The organism is Rubrivirga marina, assembly GCF_002283365.1.
Lineage (GTDB): Bacteria > Bacteroidota > Rhodothermia > Rhodothermales > Rubricoccaceae > Rubrivirga > Rubrivirga marina.
Genome location: NZ_MQWD01000001.1, coordinates 4,101,284 through 4,115,931, shown reverse-complemented (window position 1 = coordinate 4,115,931; position 14,648 = coordinate 4,101,284). Strand labels below are relative to the sequence as shown.

At 71.9% G+C, this 14,648-nt stretch carries 14 protein-coding genes; 5 read left to right on the top strand and 9 right to left on the bottom strand.

Going from position 1 to position 14,648, the window contains the following annotated elements; all coding sequences use genetic code 11:
• Positions 1-221: 221 nt before the first annotated feature.
• Entirely contained in the window at positions 222-848 is a 627-nt protein-coding gene (locus BSZ37_RS17590) for a hypothetical protein (RefSeq protein WP_095511806.1), read from the top strand.
• Positions 849-1,116: 268 nt separating this feature from the next.
• Here the strand turns inward: BSZ37_RS17590 and BSZ37_RS17585 are convergent, their stop codons facing one another.
• The 4 genes from BSZ37_RS17585 to rpsT form a co-directional block, all read right to left on the bottom strand.
• Positions 1,117-2,676 (bottom strand): PKD domain-containing protein, encoded by a 1,560-nt coding sequence (locus BSZ37_RS17585; RefSeq protein WP_179299734.1) that lies wholly within the window; start codon positions 2,674-2,676, stop codon positions 1,117-1,119.
• 339 nt (positions 2,677-3,015) lie between these two features.
• Positions 3,016-4,575 carry a PKD domain-containing protein gene (locus BSZ37_RS17580; protein ID WP_179299733.1) on the bottom strand — a complete coding sequence of 520 codons (1,560 nt, stop codon included), beginning with the start codon at positions 4,573-4,575 and terminating at the stop codon, positions 3,016-3,018.
• 380 nt (positions 4,576-4,955) lie between these two features.
• The gene (locus BSZ37_RS22710; protein WP_095511803.1) at positions 4,956-6,641 is read right to left on the bottom strand and encodes a PKD domain-containing protein; all 1,686 of its coding nucleotides are present in this window, start codon (positions 6,639-6,641) and stop codon (positions 4,956-4,958) included.
• Between the two features lie 56 nt (positions 6,642-6,697).
• On the bottom strand, positions 6,698-6,952 hold the full coding sequence (rpsT, locus tag BSZ37_RS17570; protein ID WP_095511802.1) for a 30S ribosomal protein S20: 255 nt from the start codon (positions 6,950-6,952) through the stop codon (positions 6,698-6,700).
• A 152-nt stretch (positions 6,953-7,104) separates the two neighbouring features.
• On the opposite strand from rpsT, the gene BSZ37_RS17565 reads away from it, so the two are divergent.
• Genes BSZ37_RS17565 through BSZ37_RS17555 form a run of 3 tightly spaced genes read left to right on the top strand, consistent with a single transcriptional unit; the run spans position 7,105 to position 8,929 of the window.
• The gene (locus tag BSZ37_RS17565; protein ID WP_218830550.1) at positions 7,105-8,007 is read left to right on the top strand and encodes a M23 family metallopeptidase; all 903 of its coding nucleotides are present in this window, start codon (positions 7,105-7,107) and stop codon (positions 8,005-8,007) included.
• A gap of 59 nt (positions 8,008-8,066) precedes the next feature.
• Positions 8,067-8,519 (top strand): bactofilin family protein, encoded by a 453-nt coding sequence (locus BSZ37_RS17560; protein WP_179299732.1) that lies wholly within the window; start codon positions 8,067-8,069, stop codon positions 8,517-8,519.
• A gap of 2 nt (positions 8,520-8,521) precedes the next feature.
• The gene (locus BSZ37_RS17555; protein ID WP_095511800.1) at positions 8,522-8,929 is read left to right on the top strand and encodes an AtpZ/AtpI family protein; all 408 of its coding nucleotides are present in this window, start codon (positions 8,522-8,524) and stop codon (positions 8,927-8,929) included.
• A 66-nt stretch (positions 8,930-8,995) separates the two neighbouring features.
• Here the strand turns inward: BSZ37_RS17555 and BSZ37_RS17550 are convergent, their stop codons facing one another.
• From BSZ37_RS17550 to BSZ37_RS17530, 5 genes are all read right to left on the bottom strand, one after another.
• Complete coding sequence (locus BSZ37_RS17550) at positions 8,996-10,705, bottom strand: acyl-CoA carboxylase subunit beta (RefSeq protein ID WP_095511799.1); 1,710 nt, start codon at positions 10,703-10,705, stop codon at positions 8,996-8,998.
• Between the two features lie 225 nt (positions 10,706-10,930).
• Entirely contained in the window at positions 10,931-11,104 is a 174-nt protein-coding gene (locus BSZ37_RS17545; RefSeq protein WP_218830549.1) for a hypothetical protein, read from the bottom strand.
• A 141-nt stretch (positions 11,105-11,245) separates the two neighbouring features.
• Positions 11,246-12,064 (bottom strand): MBL fold metallo-hydrolase, encoded by an 819-nt coding sequence (locus BSZ37_RS17540; RefSeq protein WP_179299731.1) that lies wholly within the window; start codon positions 12,062-12,064, stop codon positions 11,246-11,248.
• Between the two features lie 80 nt (positions 12,065-12,144).
• Complete coding sequence (locus BSZ37_RS17535; RefSeq protein WP_095511796.1) at positions 12,145-13,275, bottom strand: AI-2E family transporter; 1,131 nt, start codon at positions 13,273-13,275, stop codon at positions 12,145-12,147.
• A complete protein-coding gene (locus tag BSZ37_RS17530) occupies positions 13,268-13,798 on the bottom strand; it encodes a cyclic nucleotide-binding domain-containing protein (RefSeq protein WP_095511795.1) in 531 nt (176 codons plus the stop codon). The genes BSZ37_RS17535 and BSZ37_RS17530 overlap by 8 nt, the downstream gene beginning before the upstream one ends.
• 94 nt (positions 13,799-13,892) lie before the next feature.
• Here BSZ37_RS17530 and BSZ37_RS17525 point away from each other — a divergent pair, with 94 nt between their 5' ends.
• Positions 13,893-14,648: a hypothetical protein gene (locus BSZ37_RS17525; protein WP_143537713.1), complete on the top strand. Its 756-nt coding sequence runs from the start codon at positions 13,893-13,895 to the stop codon at positions 14,646-14,648.

Genomic DNA, 14,648 nt, shown 5'->3' with positions numbered 1-14,648 from the left:
GGCGTGACCGGCGGCGGCGGCGGGGGGATCGCCGGCGGCGGCGGGGCGCTGCCGAAGCCGAAGCGGAGGCCGCCGAGGATCAGACCCGTGTTGAACCGGCCGTCGAAGTCGTCGTCGCCGTCCGGGTCAACGCCCGGGCACCCCGGCTGCGTCGGGTCCTCCTCACAGGTCGGCGGAGGGGGCTCCTCGTCGCACTCCGGCTTCTCGGGGTACTTCTTGCAGTGCTTCTCCTTCTCGTCGTCGCCCATCGAGGCCGAGGCGAGCGCGTTGGCGACCGTGCTCGTCCCAACGTCGGTCAGGCCGAACCGGTAGCTCGCTTCGAGGAAGAGCGCGAGGTTGCGCGAGACGCCGTACTCGAGCCCGAGGCCGACCGGGATCGCGAAGGCCGGCGAGTTGACGCCCGGCGCGTCGTCGGTGGGGAAGAGCGCGCTGATCCCCGAGAACACGTACGGAGAGAGCTGGCCTCGGCCCGGACGCGAGAGGTAGAGGAGGAGGTCGGCCTCGGCGAGGATCGAGGTCTCCGTGAGGTACGGGTTCGTGTACGGGAGGTCCTCCGCGCCGAGGTTGACGAGCCCGCCCATGAGCCGGCCGTAGACCTGGTCGGCCAGCGGGAACGTGAGCTCGGCCGTCACGCCGAGGTTCGTGTCGACGGCGTCGCTCTGGAAGGCGGGGTCGCCGACGAGCCGGTCGGGGCCGTCGTAGATGAAGGCGCCGACGCCGAGACCGAGGCGGACGCCCGGGGCGCCGTCTTCGTAGTCGTCGTAGTACGGGTCGTCGAGCCGGTTGTAGACGGGCTGGGCCGCCGCGGTGGTCGCGACGAGAGCCGCCAGCGCCGCGAGGAGGAGTGAGCGGGTCATGGGGTCCTTGGGGAAGGGGGAGGACGCGCCGCGTGGGTAGCGGTCGCCCTGGGCAGGCGTTCAGAAGCGGCTTTATTCAACCCTGGGCCGCCCTCACGGCGCGGGGTTTACCCCGCGAGACGGGCGGGGTACGGTTCCATCTGGTCCGGATAAACAGCGGGGGACCCCACGCCTGCACAAAATGAGAGGGGAGGCGACCCGCATGTGGCGGACCGCCTCCCCTCGGAGGTGACGGGGCTAGGCCCCGATCAGGCCTCGGCTAGAACCCGGCGCAGGACGACGGGATCGAGTCGGCCCGGCGGGCGCGGCTGTCGCCCGGGCCCGGGTCCTCCTTCGAGTTCGCCGCCGGATCGACGCCACGCCCAACGGCGCGGAGCCGCTCGCGGTCGACGCCCTGCGAGACGTAGTACTGGAGGACCGCGTCGGCGCGGGCCTGCGAGATCCGGAGGGCGTCGCCCGGCTCCGAGCCGTCGGAGTACCCGTTGATCGTCACGCAGATGTCCGGGCACCGGCGGAGGATCTCGATGTTCTCGTCGAGCCGGCTCGTCGCGTCGGCCGTGAGCGTCGTCGCGCCGTACCCGAAGAACACCGGGTTCAGCTCCGTGATGTTCGCGCAGTACGAGTCGCCGACGGTGACGGTGATCGTGCAGACGTCATCACCGTACTGGTTCGACGCCATGATCTCGACCGTGTACGTGCCCGTCTCCGAGTACGCGTGGCGAGCCGGAAGCGAGGACGCGGTGGTCCCGTCGCCGAAGTCGACCATCACCTCCTCCGCCTCGGTGGCCGTGGCGTTGATCGTCACCTGCTCACCCACGTTGACCGAGGTCGGCGTGGCGCGGCAGCCGGCGAGGGCCGGCGGCGTCGGCGGCTCGACGACGGTCACGAGGCAGGACTCCGAGTCCTCCCCGCCCTCGTTCATCACCATCGCCGTGACCGTGTAGGTGCCCGGCGTGGCGAACGTGTGCGACGTCGTCATGCCCGAGCCGGTCGAGCCGTCGCCCCACTGCCACGTCGTGGTCACGGGCATCGTGGCGTCGTCGTTCGTCATGACCATGAACGAGCCGGACTCCCCGGCCTCGAGCTCGGCCGGGCACTCCAGCCCTTCGATCTCGACGGCCGTGTACGGCGCGCGGAAGGCGAACTTGAGCCCGCCGCCGAGCGTCGTCAGGATGTCGTAGTCGGCGTCGTCGGTCGGGTCACCGAACGCGCCGGGGTCGGCGCCGTCGAGGGCGACGTCGGGGAAGACGACCGTCGACTGGGCCCCGAGGAAGAGGCTGAACTGGGGCGTCAGCGCGATGTCGGCGCCGAGGCCGACGACCGGGCCGTAGCCGAAGACGTCGTCGTCGGAGCCGCCGTTGTTCCGCTCGTTCTCCGTGCCCTGGCCCGAGACGAGGGCGGCGCCGAGCTCGACGAACGGCGAGATGCGGAACGAGTCGAACGGCATGTAGCGGAAGAGGCCCTGGAGCTGGTAGGCCTCCCCACCCTGGACGTTGTTGGTCCCGTCGAACTGGAACCCGTCGTTGAGCGCCGGGACGTCGTGGTACATGAAGCCGATCCCGAACGAGAGGTTCTCGTTGAAGAGGTAGCCGATCTCGCCTCCCACCCCAAAGCCGGGGTCCTCGAAGCCGTCCTGGATGTCTGGCGTCGCCTGGTCAGGGTCGCCGTCCGAGTTTTTGTCGAGGTCGCCGTAGTAGCCGGTCACGCCGCCGCGGAGGAGGACGTAGATGGACTCGCTGGGGCGGACGACCTGGGCCTGAGACGCGGCTCCGAGGAGGAGCGCGGCGGCCCAGACGAAGAGGGTGCGGAGACGAGGCAAGGGGAGAGTCTCCTGTCGGAGCTGGGTCATGAGATGGGTGGGGGGTTGGGAAATGCTCCCGAGCCCGTCGGGCCGAGCCGCGGAGCGGTGGCCGTGAGGGGTGGAGGGAAGAGCGGGTCGACGGACGAGGCATGGACCCCTGTTCCGTCGACGCGGGGCCTTACGCCGATGAAGCCCGTGGGTTCGCGGATGGATCCGGGGTCACGGTCTCTGCACGAAAGGGTCCTACGCTGGAGCGGCGCCGGTCGGCCCCAGGGCCAGAAATGATGAGGGGGCGACCCGCGCGAAGCGGATCGCCCCCTCGGGCGGTCACGGGGCTAGGCCCCGGTCAGGCCTCGGCTAGAACCCGGCGCAGGACGACGGGATCGAGTCGGCCCGGCGGGCGCGGCTGTCGCCCGGGCCCGGGTCCTCCTTCGAGTTCGCGTCCGGGTCGACCCCGCGGCCGACGGCGCGGAGCCGCTCGGCGTCGATGCCCTGACCGACGTAGTACTGGAGGACCGCGTCGGCGCGGGCCTGCGAGATCCGGAGGGCGTCGCCCGGCTCCGAGCCGTCGGAGTACCCGTTGATCGTCACGCAGATGTCCGGGCACCGGCGGAGGATCTCGATGTTCTCGTCGAGCCGGCTCGTCGCGTCGGCCGTGAGCGTCGTCGCGCCGTACCCGAAGAACACCGGGTTCAGCTCCGTGATGTCGGCGCAGTACGAGTCGCCGACGGTCACCGGGATGGTGCACGTGTCGGAGCCGTACTCGTTGGTCGCCGTGATGGTCACGGTGTAGGAGCCGGTGTCGGCGTAGGCGTGGCGGGCCGGGAGCGTCGAGGCCGTGGTCCCGTCGCCGAAGTCGACGGTGATCTCGTCGGCGTCGGTGGCCGTCGCGTTGATCGTCACCTGCTCACCCGTGTCGACGCTCGACGGCGTGGCGCGGCAGCCGGCGAGGGCCGGCGGCGTCGGCGGCTCGACGACGGTCACGAGGCAGGACTCCGAGTCCTCCCCGCCCTCGTTCATCACCATCGCCGTGACCGGGTAGGTGCCCGGCGTGGCGAACGTGTGCGACGTCGTCATGCCCGAGCCGGTCGAGCCGTCGCCCCACTGCCACGTCGTGGTCACGGGCATCGTGGCGTCGTCGTTCGTCATGACCATGAACGAGCCGGACTCCCCGGCCTCGAGCTCGGCCGGGCACTCCAGCCCTTCGATCTCGACGGCCGTGTACGGCGGGCGGAACGCGTAGCGGAGGCCGCCGCCGACGTTGGCGAGGATGTCGAAGTCCGCGTTGTCGGCCTGGACACCGAAGGCGCCCGGGTCGGCGCCGTCGAGGGCGACGTCGGGGAAGACGACGGTCGACTGGGCCCCGAGGAAGAGCCCGAACTGGGGCGTCAGCGCGATGTCGATGCCGAGACCGCCGACCGGGCCGTAGCCGAAGACGTCCTCATCGGCTGAGCCGTTGTTCCGCTCGTTCTCGGTGCCCTGGCCCGAGACGAGGGCGCCACCGAGTTCGAGGTACGGGGAGATGCGAGCGTTCGCGAATGGGATAAAGCGGAAGAGGCCCTGGAGCTGGTAGGCCTCCCCACCCTGGACGTTGTTGGTCTGGTCGAACTGGAAGCCGTCATTCAGGGCCGGAAGGTCCTGGTACCAGCCGGCGATGCCGAACGAGAGGTTTGGGTTGAACTGGTAGCCAAGCTCGGCGCCGACGCCGAATCCGGGCTCTTCGAAGCCGTCCTGGATGTCGGGCGTGGCCGAATCCGGATCGCCGTCCGAGTTTTTGTCGAGGTCGCCGTAGTACCCGGCGACGGCGCCGCGGAGGAGGACGTAGACGGAGTTGCTGGGGCGGACCTGGGCGTACGACGACGTTGCGATGAGCAGCGCCGCACACCAGGGGAGAAGGGAGAAGAGACGCGAGGTCATCGGGTTCTCCGTACTGGACTGGGTCATGGAGAGGGTGGGTGGGTGAGGTCCGCGACAGGCGTCGGGACGGGGAACAGCGAAGCCGGTGGGCGTCTGGAAGCTCCGACGTGCAGCCTCGAAGTCCTTTCGGTTCGGACGTTACGCACGTGGCGCTGGACGGCAGCCACATGCGGTGAATGTCCCTGAGGACCGCAGCGGAGCCGCGGCTGTGTGACCCTCAAAAGGGACTTAGAACGAGGGGCGGGAGAAAGGACGTAAGGCGAGGGGTAGGCCGATCAACCAGCGTAGACCCGGGCCGGTTCCGCGTGATTTCGAACCTTTCGTGGTTCTGGGACGCTCTCCACCTCCGCGTTCGGTGGGCGGGTCCGGGTCCGCTCGGTTCAAAAACCGGCGCACGAGCCGGCGCTCACCTCCACCCGGTGCGGGCTTCCCGCGTCCTCGACCGACTCCCCACCTGGGCCGGAGGTCTGGAGCCGGTCGGCCTCGACCCCCTGACCGATGAGGTAGAACATGACGGCGTCGGCCCGTTGCTGGGCCAGCGCGGCGCCGCCCTCGGCGCGCGTCGCGTAGCCGTCGATCGAGAGGCACACGGCCGAGCACCGGCCGAGGAGGTCGGCCGCGGCGTCGAGCGTCGTCATGGCGCCGGCCGTCAGGTCCGTCCCGCCCGCCTTGAATCGGACGGGCGCGAGGGAGGCGGCACAGGAGGGGTCCTCGACGGTGACGGTCGTCGTGCAGGTGTCCTGGCCGCCGGCTCCCGTCGCCACGACCGTGACGGTGAACGTGCCCGTGCGGCCGTACTCGTGGCGGGTCGGGAGGGCGTCCGCCTCGGCGCCGTCGCCGAGGTCGACGGAGACGGTGTCCGCCCCGTAGGTCTCGGCCTCGACCGTGATGGCCTTGCCGAGCGCGGCCGGGCTGGGAGTGGCGCGGCACGCCGTGATCTCGGTCGGGGCGACCGTCGTCGCGACGGTGACGAGGCAGGACTCCGACGCCTCGCCTCCGGCCGTCTGCACCGTCGCGGTGACCGTGTAGGTCCCGGAGGTGTCGAACGCGTGACGGGCCCGCGCGCCGGTCGAGCCGTCCCCCCAGTCCCACGTGGTCGAGGTCGCGGCGGTCGCGGCGACGGCGAAGGCGCCCTCCTCGCCGGGGGCGAGCTCGGTCGGGCACGTGAGGTGCGTGACCTCCGGGGCGGGCTCGACGGCGGGCGTGGGGGCCTCGGCGTCCGGCTCGGGCTCCCCCGCGGGGCTCCGCCCAGAGGCGGTCGCCACCGAGGTGGCGGGTTCTGACGGCGGGGGCTCCGGGGCGGTGGGGGCCGGAGCGTCACCGTGCGTCTCGGCGAGCGGCGGAGGCCCCGGCCTCGGGAGGGTGGCGGGACGCCTCAGCGGAAGCGCGTAGCGGACGCCCACCCCCACGTTCGTCAAGACGTCGTACCCGATGTTGTCGGCGAGCGCGCCCGAGGGCGGGGTCGGCTCCCTGGCGAACGCGCTCGGATCGGCGCCGTCGAGGGCGACGTCGGGGACGACGACCGTCGACTGGACGCCGGCGCGGAGTCCGAGGCGGGGCGAGAGCGCGACGTCGAGGCCGAGCCCGCCGACCGGGCCGAAGCCCCAGACCGTCCCGTCGCCGGCCTGGTTGCGCGCGGCGTCCGTCCCCTGGCCCGTCACGACGGCCAGCCCGGCCTCGACGAACGGTGACCACGATCGACCCGTCGTCGCGAGAAGGTGAGCGCGGACGAGCGCCTGGCCCTGGTAGGCCTGGCTCCCCTGGCCCGTCACCCGTCCGTCGATCCGGAAGCCCTGGGCGAGCGACGGGAGGTCCTGCGCCCACCACGCGAGCGCGACCGCCCAGCGGGGCGAGAGCCGGACGCCCGCTTCAAGCCCGAGGCCAGCCCCCGTGTCGTCGAACGTGCTCTTGGAGTCGCCCTCGACTCCGGCCACGGCGCCCCGGACGAGCACGTAGGCCGAGCGGCCCGGGGCGGTCTGCTCAGCCTGCGCCGCGGCGCGCGGCGCCACGAGCCCCGCCAGCCCGGCGATGAGGAGAACGGCGCGGGCGGACAATGAGGCGGACATCGGCGGGGTGGGGCGGCGGCCGTAGGCTACGACCAGCGGCCCCCACGCGCCGTAGGCTAGCCGAGCGAGTCGACGTACTTGTCGAGCTGGCTCTTCGTGTTCGCGGCCTTGTTCGGGTGGACCACGCGGCGGCCGGCGAGCCGGTCGAGCTGCGCCTTGATGGCGTTCAGCTTCTCCTGGGCGGCGGACGGATCGGTCTCGGCGTGGAGGTCCTTGATCATCGTGCGGACGCGGACCTTCTGGTACCGATTGCGGAGGCGGCGCTTGGCGTCCTGGCGGACGCGCTTGGCGGCGGACTTGTGCTGAGGCATCGAGTCTGAGAGTCGGGGCCGGCCGAGCCGGCGTTTGGGCCTCCGGCACTCGGAGGTCTGAGAGCCGGGTAAGTTAGGAGGGCGCGCGCCTGCAGGGATGCAGATGGCGCGAACTAAACCGGCCCCCACGGCCCCTGAGGACGCTTCCGCCTGTGACCGACTTCTTACGAGACCTGTTCTCTCACCCCGGCTCGGCCCGGACCGTCATCGTCCTCGAGCCGGACACGATGAGCACCCCGCGCCAGTACGAGGTCCGCCCCGGCTACGCGCTCTACGCGGCCGTCATCGGCATCGTCGTGCTGGGGGCGCTCCTGGTGGCGGCGATCGTGCTGACGCCGCTCCGCGGGCTCATCCTCGGGCCCGGCACCGGCGAGCTCCGCGGCGTCGCCGAGACGAACGCCCAGCGGGCGGCGGCGCTCGAGGACTCGCTCGCGCTCCAGTACCAGCAGATCGCCCAGCTCCGGGCCATCATCACCGGCGAGATGGACGACCTCGGCGACGACGTACTCGACCCCGCCGCGTTCTCGCTCCCCGACCCCGACTCCCTCCCGGACGCGCCCGAGGCGGGCCCGCCGGTCGCCGGCGGCGACCAGGCCCAGCCGGCGCTCCCGCTCCGCACCCTCGGGCCTGCCACCGACGCCGAGCGCGACGCCCGGGCGGCCCGCGCCTACCTCGACGGCCTCCGCCTCCCGGCCCTCCCGCCCGTCGACGGCGTGCCCTCGCGCGGGTTCGACGCGGCCCGCGGCCACTTCGCCCTCGACCTCGCCGCGACCGTCGGCACGGACGTCCGTGCCTTCGCCGACGGGTACGTCGTCTTCTCGGATTGGACCCACCAGGGCGGCCACACGATTGCCGTCCAGCACCCGGGCGGCTACCTTTCGGTGTACAAACACAACAGCCGGCTGCTCAAACGCGTCGGCGAGCGGGTCCGCGCGCGGGAGACGGTCGCGTTGAGCGGGAACACGGGCGAGATCACGTCCGGGCCCCACCTGCACTTCGAGGTGTGGCGCGACGGGCTCGCGCAAGACCCCGCCGCCCTGCTCGTCGCCCCCTGAGCGCCGACGCCCGGCCCCCCACCACCATGGCCCTCTTCCGCTCCGACTCCACAGACGACATGGCCAAGACCCGAGCGCTCCCCGTAAGTGCCAGCAGCAACCCCGCCGAGCAGCACAACATCATCGGCGCCTCGACGACGGTCGAGGGCACGCTCCGATCGAGCGGCAACGTCAACATCTCCGGGACCGTCGAGGGGAACGTCGAGGTCGAGGGGCGGACGATGGTGATGGCCGGCGGCGTGGTCGACGGTGAGGTCGTGTCGACGAGCGCCGAGATCGCGGGGACCGTCCGCGGCCAGGTGAAGGTCAAGGAGCGGCTCGTGATGAAGTCCTCGGCCGTCGTCGAGGGCGACATCCGCACGGGCAAGCTGGTCGTCGAGGACGGCGCGACGTTCAACGGCCAGTGCCAGATGGGCGCGTCGGCGGGCGCGTCGGCGTCGAGCGACCGGAAGCCGGAGCGCGGCGGCGCGGCCGTCGTCGGCGCCGTCGGCAAGGGCGCCGACGCTGCCTAGCCGTGGCCGACGCCCCCGACCGCCCCGACGGCGGACCGCCTGACCGCGACGACCCCTGGGCCGACGCCCCGGACCGATTCGAGGAGGCCGACCGCGAGTGGCAGGCCAAGTGGGCCGACCGCGACCTCGAGGCAGACGAGATCGAGCCGCCCCCGGCCGGCTACCGCAACAAGCGCGTGACCCCTGGGAGCGTCGGCGACGCCTACGGGGACGGGATGCGGGCCGCGGGCGAGCACCTCGGCACCGGCATGCAGATCGGCGCGGCGATGGTGTTCTTCGTCGGCCTCGGCATCGTCGTGGACCGGTGGCTCGACATCACGCCCTGGGGCACGATCGTCGGCGCCTGCCTCGGGATGGTCGGCGTGATGGTCCTCGTCCTCCGCATGGCGAAGGAGGGGAATCGGAAGTAGGAACTGGGGAGGGCAGACTGCGAGTCCGCCCTCTGCCGGTTCCGCCTCCCTCTTTCCCGGTTCCTGTCACGTCTGGAGGACGCCGACCTTGAAGTCCGCCATGTCCGGGTTGTGGTCGGCCATCTCGAGGCCCGTCGCCAGCCAGTCGCGCGTCTCGCGCGGGTCGATGATGGCGTCGACCCACAGGCGGGCGGCGGCGTAGACCGGCGTCGTCTGCTCGGCGTAGCGCGCCTCGATCTCGTCGAGTCGGGCCTGGCGGTCGGCGTCGGAGAGCTCGATCCCCTGCTTCTGGAGCTTCCGCTCCTCGATGCTCAGGAGCGTCTTGGCCGCCTGCGATCCTCCCATGACCGCGATCTGCGCGCTCGGCCACGCGAGCATCAGCCGCGGGTCGTAGGCCCGGCCGTTGAGCGCGTAGTTGGCCGCCCCGAACGAGTTGCCCACGACGACCGTGAACGTCGGGACGACCGAGTTGGCGACGGCGTTGACCAGCTTCGCCCCGTCCTTGATGATCCCGCCCTGCTCGGCCCGCGTGCCGACCATGAAGCCGGTCGCGTCCTGGAAAAAGATGAGCGGGATCCGCTTCTGGTTGCACTGCATCACGAACCGCGCCGCCTTGTCGGCCGCGTCGCCGTAGATCACGCCGCCGATCTGCATCTCGGCCGCCTTCCCCTTCGGCGCCTTCGCGCGGACGACCTGCCGCTGGCTCGCCACGATCCCGACCGACCAGCCGTCGAGGCGGGCGTAGCCGCAGACGAGCGTCTGCCCATAGCCGGCCTTCACCTCCGTCCACGAGTCCCTGTCGACGATCCGGGCCAGGAGCTCGCGCGTGTCGTACGGCTGCTGGCGGCTCTCGGGGAAGACGCCGAAGACCTCCTCCGGCTCGAAGGCGGGCGCCTCGGGCGCGTCGCGGGTGAACCCGAACCGGGGGAGCGGCCCCAGCCCGGCGACGAGGTCGCGGACCGTCGCGAGGCACGTCTCGTCGTCCGGCATCTTGTACTCGCAGACGCCCGAGATGTCGGTCTGCGTCGTCGCGCCGCCCAGCGTCTCGACGTCAACCTCCTCGCCGATCGCGGCCTGCACGAGGAACGGGCCGGCCAGGAACACGGAGCCCGTGCCGTCGACGATCAGGCTCTCGTCGGACATGATCGGGAGGTAGGCCCCGCCAGCCACGCAGCTCCCCATGATGGCCGCGATCTGCGGCACGCCCAGCGCGCTCAGCCGAGCGTTGTTGCGGAAGATCCGCCCGAAGTGGTCGCGGTCCGGGAAGATCTCGTCCTGCATCGGCAGGAACACGCCGGCCGAGTCGACGAGGTAGAGGATCGGGACGCGGTTCTCGAGGGCGATCTCCTGCGCGCGGAGGTTCTTCTTGGCCGTGATCGGAAACCACGCGCCGGCCTTCACGGTGGAGTCGTTGGCGACGATCATGCACAGCCGGCCCGACACGTGGCCGAGCCCCATGACGGTCCCGCCGGCCGGACAGCCGCCCTCGTCCTCGTACATCCCACGGCCCACGAACAGGCCGATCTCTCGGAAGTCCGCCGGGTCGTCCAGCAGCGCGTCGATTCGTTCACGCGCCGTCAGCTTGCCGCGGTCGTGCTGGCGCTGGATGGCCCGCGTCCCGCCGCCGCGGCGGATCTCGGCGGCCTGCTGCTCCAGCGCGTCGAGCTGGCGCCGGTGGAAGGCGACGCGCCGGTCGTAGGCCTCCCGCTGGGGCCCGTCGTCGGGCGCGGGCGAGCCGAGGGGGAACGGGCGGTCGGGGGCGGCGATCACGGACATGGACGCGGGGGAGGGGGCGGCAAGCTAGCGGGGGCCGGAAGCGCTTCGAGCGAAGACGGCGCGGACCCCACACGGCGGACGACGGACCGCGGCACGCGGTTCGGCCGGCCCCGTCCGCCTCGGGGCCAGGCGGAGCGGGTCGCCGGGGGGCAAAAAAAGCGGCGCGCCCCGGTCTGGGAGCGCGCCGCTCAGTCGGGAGGCCGGCGTGCCGGCCGGACGGTCCCCCTACAGGAAGGCCGACATCTTGCGCATGATGACCTGCCGGTCCTCGCCCGTCTGGGAGTGGATGAGGTTGACCATCTGGCCGAGGTTGCCCCGCGCCTTCTTCATTTCGGACTCGTCGAGGTCGCCCCAGGTCGAGAGGATCTGCGCCTTCATGCGCTCCCAGTTGTCGGTCATGCGCTGTTTGCCCATGGTATCGTGTGGCTGTGTCCGGCCTGGACGGTTGAGTGCTCGTGTGTAGGGAATGTACGGCCCAGAGCCGCTCCCAGACAACGAATCCCCTGCTGAGGCTGGTACCTCCGAGGCCCCAAACGGCGTCTATAGCTCGACTTCCAATCCCTCCGTCGCGAGCCCCGTCTCGGCGAAGCGTTCCTTCGCGAGGCCGCAGATCCGGCCGAGTGCGTCGTCGTCGTGCGACGGGTCGTGGTGAAACAGGAGGAGCTGGCCGACCTCGGCGCGCGTGGCGAGCGCCGTCGCGTGCTCCCACGTCGTGTGGCCCCAGCCCCGGCGGAGGGCGTACTCGTCGGGCGTGTACTGGGCATCCGAGATGAGGAGGTCCGCCCCGTGGGCGACCTCGCGGAGCCCCTCGTCGTGGGCCGCCGAGCCGTGCTCGTAGTCCGTCGCGTAGACGACGGAGGCCCCGTCCACCTCGATCCGGAAGCCGTGGGCGCCCTGCGGATGGTTCACCGGGAACGGCCGGACGGTCATCGGGCCGACCTCGAACGGCTCGCCGTCGCGCACGCGGACCGTCTCCGTCGCCGCGGCGAGGTCGCCGAACGGGACCGGGAAGTACGGCGACGTCATCTGGCCTCGCAGGAGCGCGTGGATCCGGTCGTCGTCGGTCGCGGCGTAGAACCGGACCGTCTGGCCCGGGGCGTAGAGCGGGGCGAAGAACGGGAGGCCCTGGAGGTGGTCCCAGTGGAAGTGGGAGAGGGCGAGGTGGACCTCGCCGGGCTCGCCGGCGGCCTCGGCCGCCAGCGCGTACCCGAGCCCACGGATGCCGGTCCCCGCGTCGAGCACGAGCGCCGTCCCGTCGGCCGCGCGGACCTCGACGCACGCCGTGTTGCCGCCGACGCCGAGGAACCCGGGGTCGGGCGTCGGAATCGAGCCGCGGACGCCCCAGAAGCGGACGGTCATGCGGGGGGACTCGGAGGCGGACGGTTGCATCGACGGAAGGAAACTCGCGAACGGCCGCGACGGCGGCTTGGGGAGCGGCTCTACAGGTGGTAGCGGCGGAGTCCTACGACGGTCTCCAGGAACACCACCTTCAGCACGGCCGCGACGGGCACGCCGAGCGCCATCCCCATGACGCCGGCCACGCGCCCGCCCACCAGGATCGCCAGCAGGACCATCACCGGGTGCATCGAGACGTTCTTCCCCGTGATCCACGGCTGGAACACGACGTTCTCAGTGGTCTGTAGGACGGCGAACAGGATGAGCACCGCCGCCACCTGCGACGTGCCGCCGGTCGTCACGATCGAGACCACGACGCAGAGGGCCGCTGAGACGACGAACCCGACGTACGGGACGAAGTTGGCCAGGCCCGTCACGAGCCCCAGCACGAGGTAGTAGTCGACGCCGAGGAGGGCGAGGCCGAGCGCCGTCGAGGCGCCGACGAGGACGGCGATGAGGGCCTGCCCGCGGAGGTAGCCGCCGAGGTGGGCGTCGGCCTTGTAGAACACGGTCATCGCGAACTCGAAGTACCGGTTCGGCACGACCGACAGGAGCCGCTTCCGGAGCGTCGGGCCGTCCTTCAGAAGCGCGAACAGGACGAAGGGGACGATGAACGCGTTGCCCATCGTCTCGAGCGCGTCGGGGACGTAGCCGATGAGCGGGCCGGTGTCGGCGCGGATCGCCTCGCGGACCGAGGCGACGAGGCCGAGGTCGTTGGGCTCGACGAACCCGAGCTTGGCGGCCAGCGCGGCCTCCATGTCGCGGACCAGCCCCAGCAGCTCGCCGCTCTCCCACCGGTCCTGGAGCGAGCCGAGCTGGTCGATCACGGCCGGGAGCGCGAGCGCGACGACGAGCCCGGTCACGGCGAGGAGGACGGCCAGCACGAGCGTCGTCGCCTGCGTCCGCCCCACGCCGCTCCGCTCGAGGCCATTGACGAGCGGGACCAAGAGGTAGGCCGCGACGGCCCCGAGCACGATGAGCCCCGCGATGTCGGTGGCGACCGCGACGAGCGCCACGACGCCGACGAGCGTGAGGAGCCACACCCAACGGCTGAGGTGGCTGGCCGGGACCGGAGGGCCCTGGGCGGCCTCAGGCGGGACGGGGGAGGCCGGTCGAGCCGGACCTGGGGCGGAGTGGACCTCGGCCGGGGGCGCCTCGGCGAAGGTCTCAGCCATCCCCGTCGGCGACGCCCGCGGCCTCGCGGAGCTCTTCGCATTCGCGCGTCAGCGACTCGACCTCGTCCGAGACCTCGACGAGGCGGAGGCCCACGAGCCGCGCCAGCGACAGGAGCACCTTCACGCCGAGCCGCGGGTTGCGGTCGAGGAGGCTCAGGAGGTCCGGCTGGAACAGGCTGAGGAGCGTGCAGTCGGTCTTCGCCCGCGCCGTCGCCGTCCGGATGACCTCGTTGAGGAGGGCGATCTCGCCGAAGAAGTCGCCGTCGACCAGCTCGACCAACTCGCGGCCGCTCGGCTCAGACTGGATCGAGACCGCGCCGCGGACGATGATGTACATCCCGAGCCCCGGCTCGCCCTGGATGAAGATGGACTCGCCCGCGACGTAGTCGCGACGGTGGAGCAGCCGCTGGACGGCGTCGAGCTCGCGCGAGGTGAGGTCCTCGAACAGGGGGACCGCCCCGAGGAGGTCGTCCTCGTTGGCGCCGGAGGCGCCGCCGAGCAGGCTCTTCCAGAGGCTTTGCATGGGCGTGTCGGGGGGGAGGGCCCGCCTGTACGATGATAGGGCCGGACCTGATCCGCAGGCGTTCGTAGCCTTCCCCTAAGTGTTCCGGATCGACATGCCACGCCTCCTCCTGCTCCTCGCCGGCCTCGTCCTTGCCGCCTGTGACACCGACGGGCCCGGCCCCGCACCTGGGCCCACGACGTTCCAGGGCGTCGAGGTCGAGGCCGAGGGCGACGCCACGCTCGCCGTCGAGGGAGGCGCGCTCGTCGTGTCCGGCCTGGGCGGCACGCGCGAGGGCGGGTTCGTCGTCGACGGCACACCCGACCGGGTCGACGTCCAGATCGATCCCCTCGCGGTGCCGGCCGGTACGCGGTTCGGCGTCGAGGTCCGCGACGGCGACGACGTCGTGACGGCGCTCTACAACGAGGGCGTCGGCGACGGCCGTGTCGACCTCCGGTTCGACTTCCCTGGGCTCCTCGGCGTGACGGCCGCGGCGGTCCGCTACAAGTTCGGGGGGCAGGTCGTGTTCGAGGCCCGCCTCGGCTTCGAGGCCGGCCGAGCGCGCGGCCAGCGGCGCGAGACGAGCGCCGGCACGGGCGAGGGCGACACGGGCTCGACCCACGTCATCCGTGACCGTGGCCGTTACATCGTCGTGTCAGACTCCGACGGGGACGGGGGGCGCCGCGCGGGCGGGTGCGCCGGCTTCCGCATGACGCCCCCGCCGCCGTTCGACGTCGAGCTCGACGCGCCGATCTGCGCCGACTGGGTCGAGGTCGAGCCGATCCTCACGACGCAGGTGCCGCGTGGGACCATCGCCGTGCGTGGTCGCGGGGTCGGCTCGTTCCGCGTCCGCGAGCTCGCGTCGCAGTAG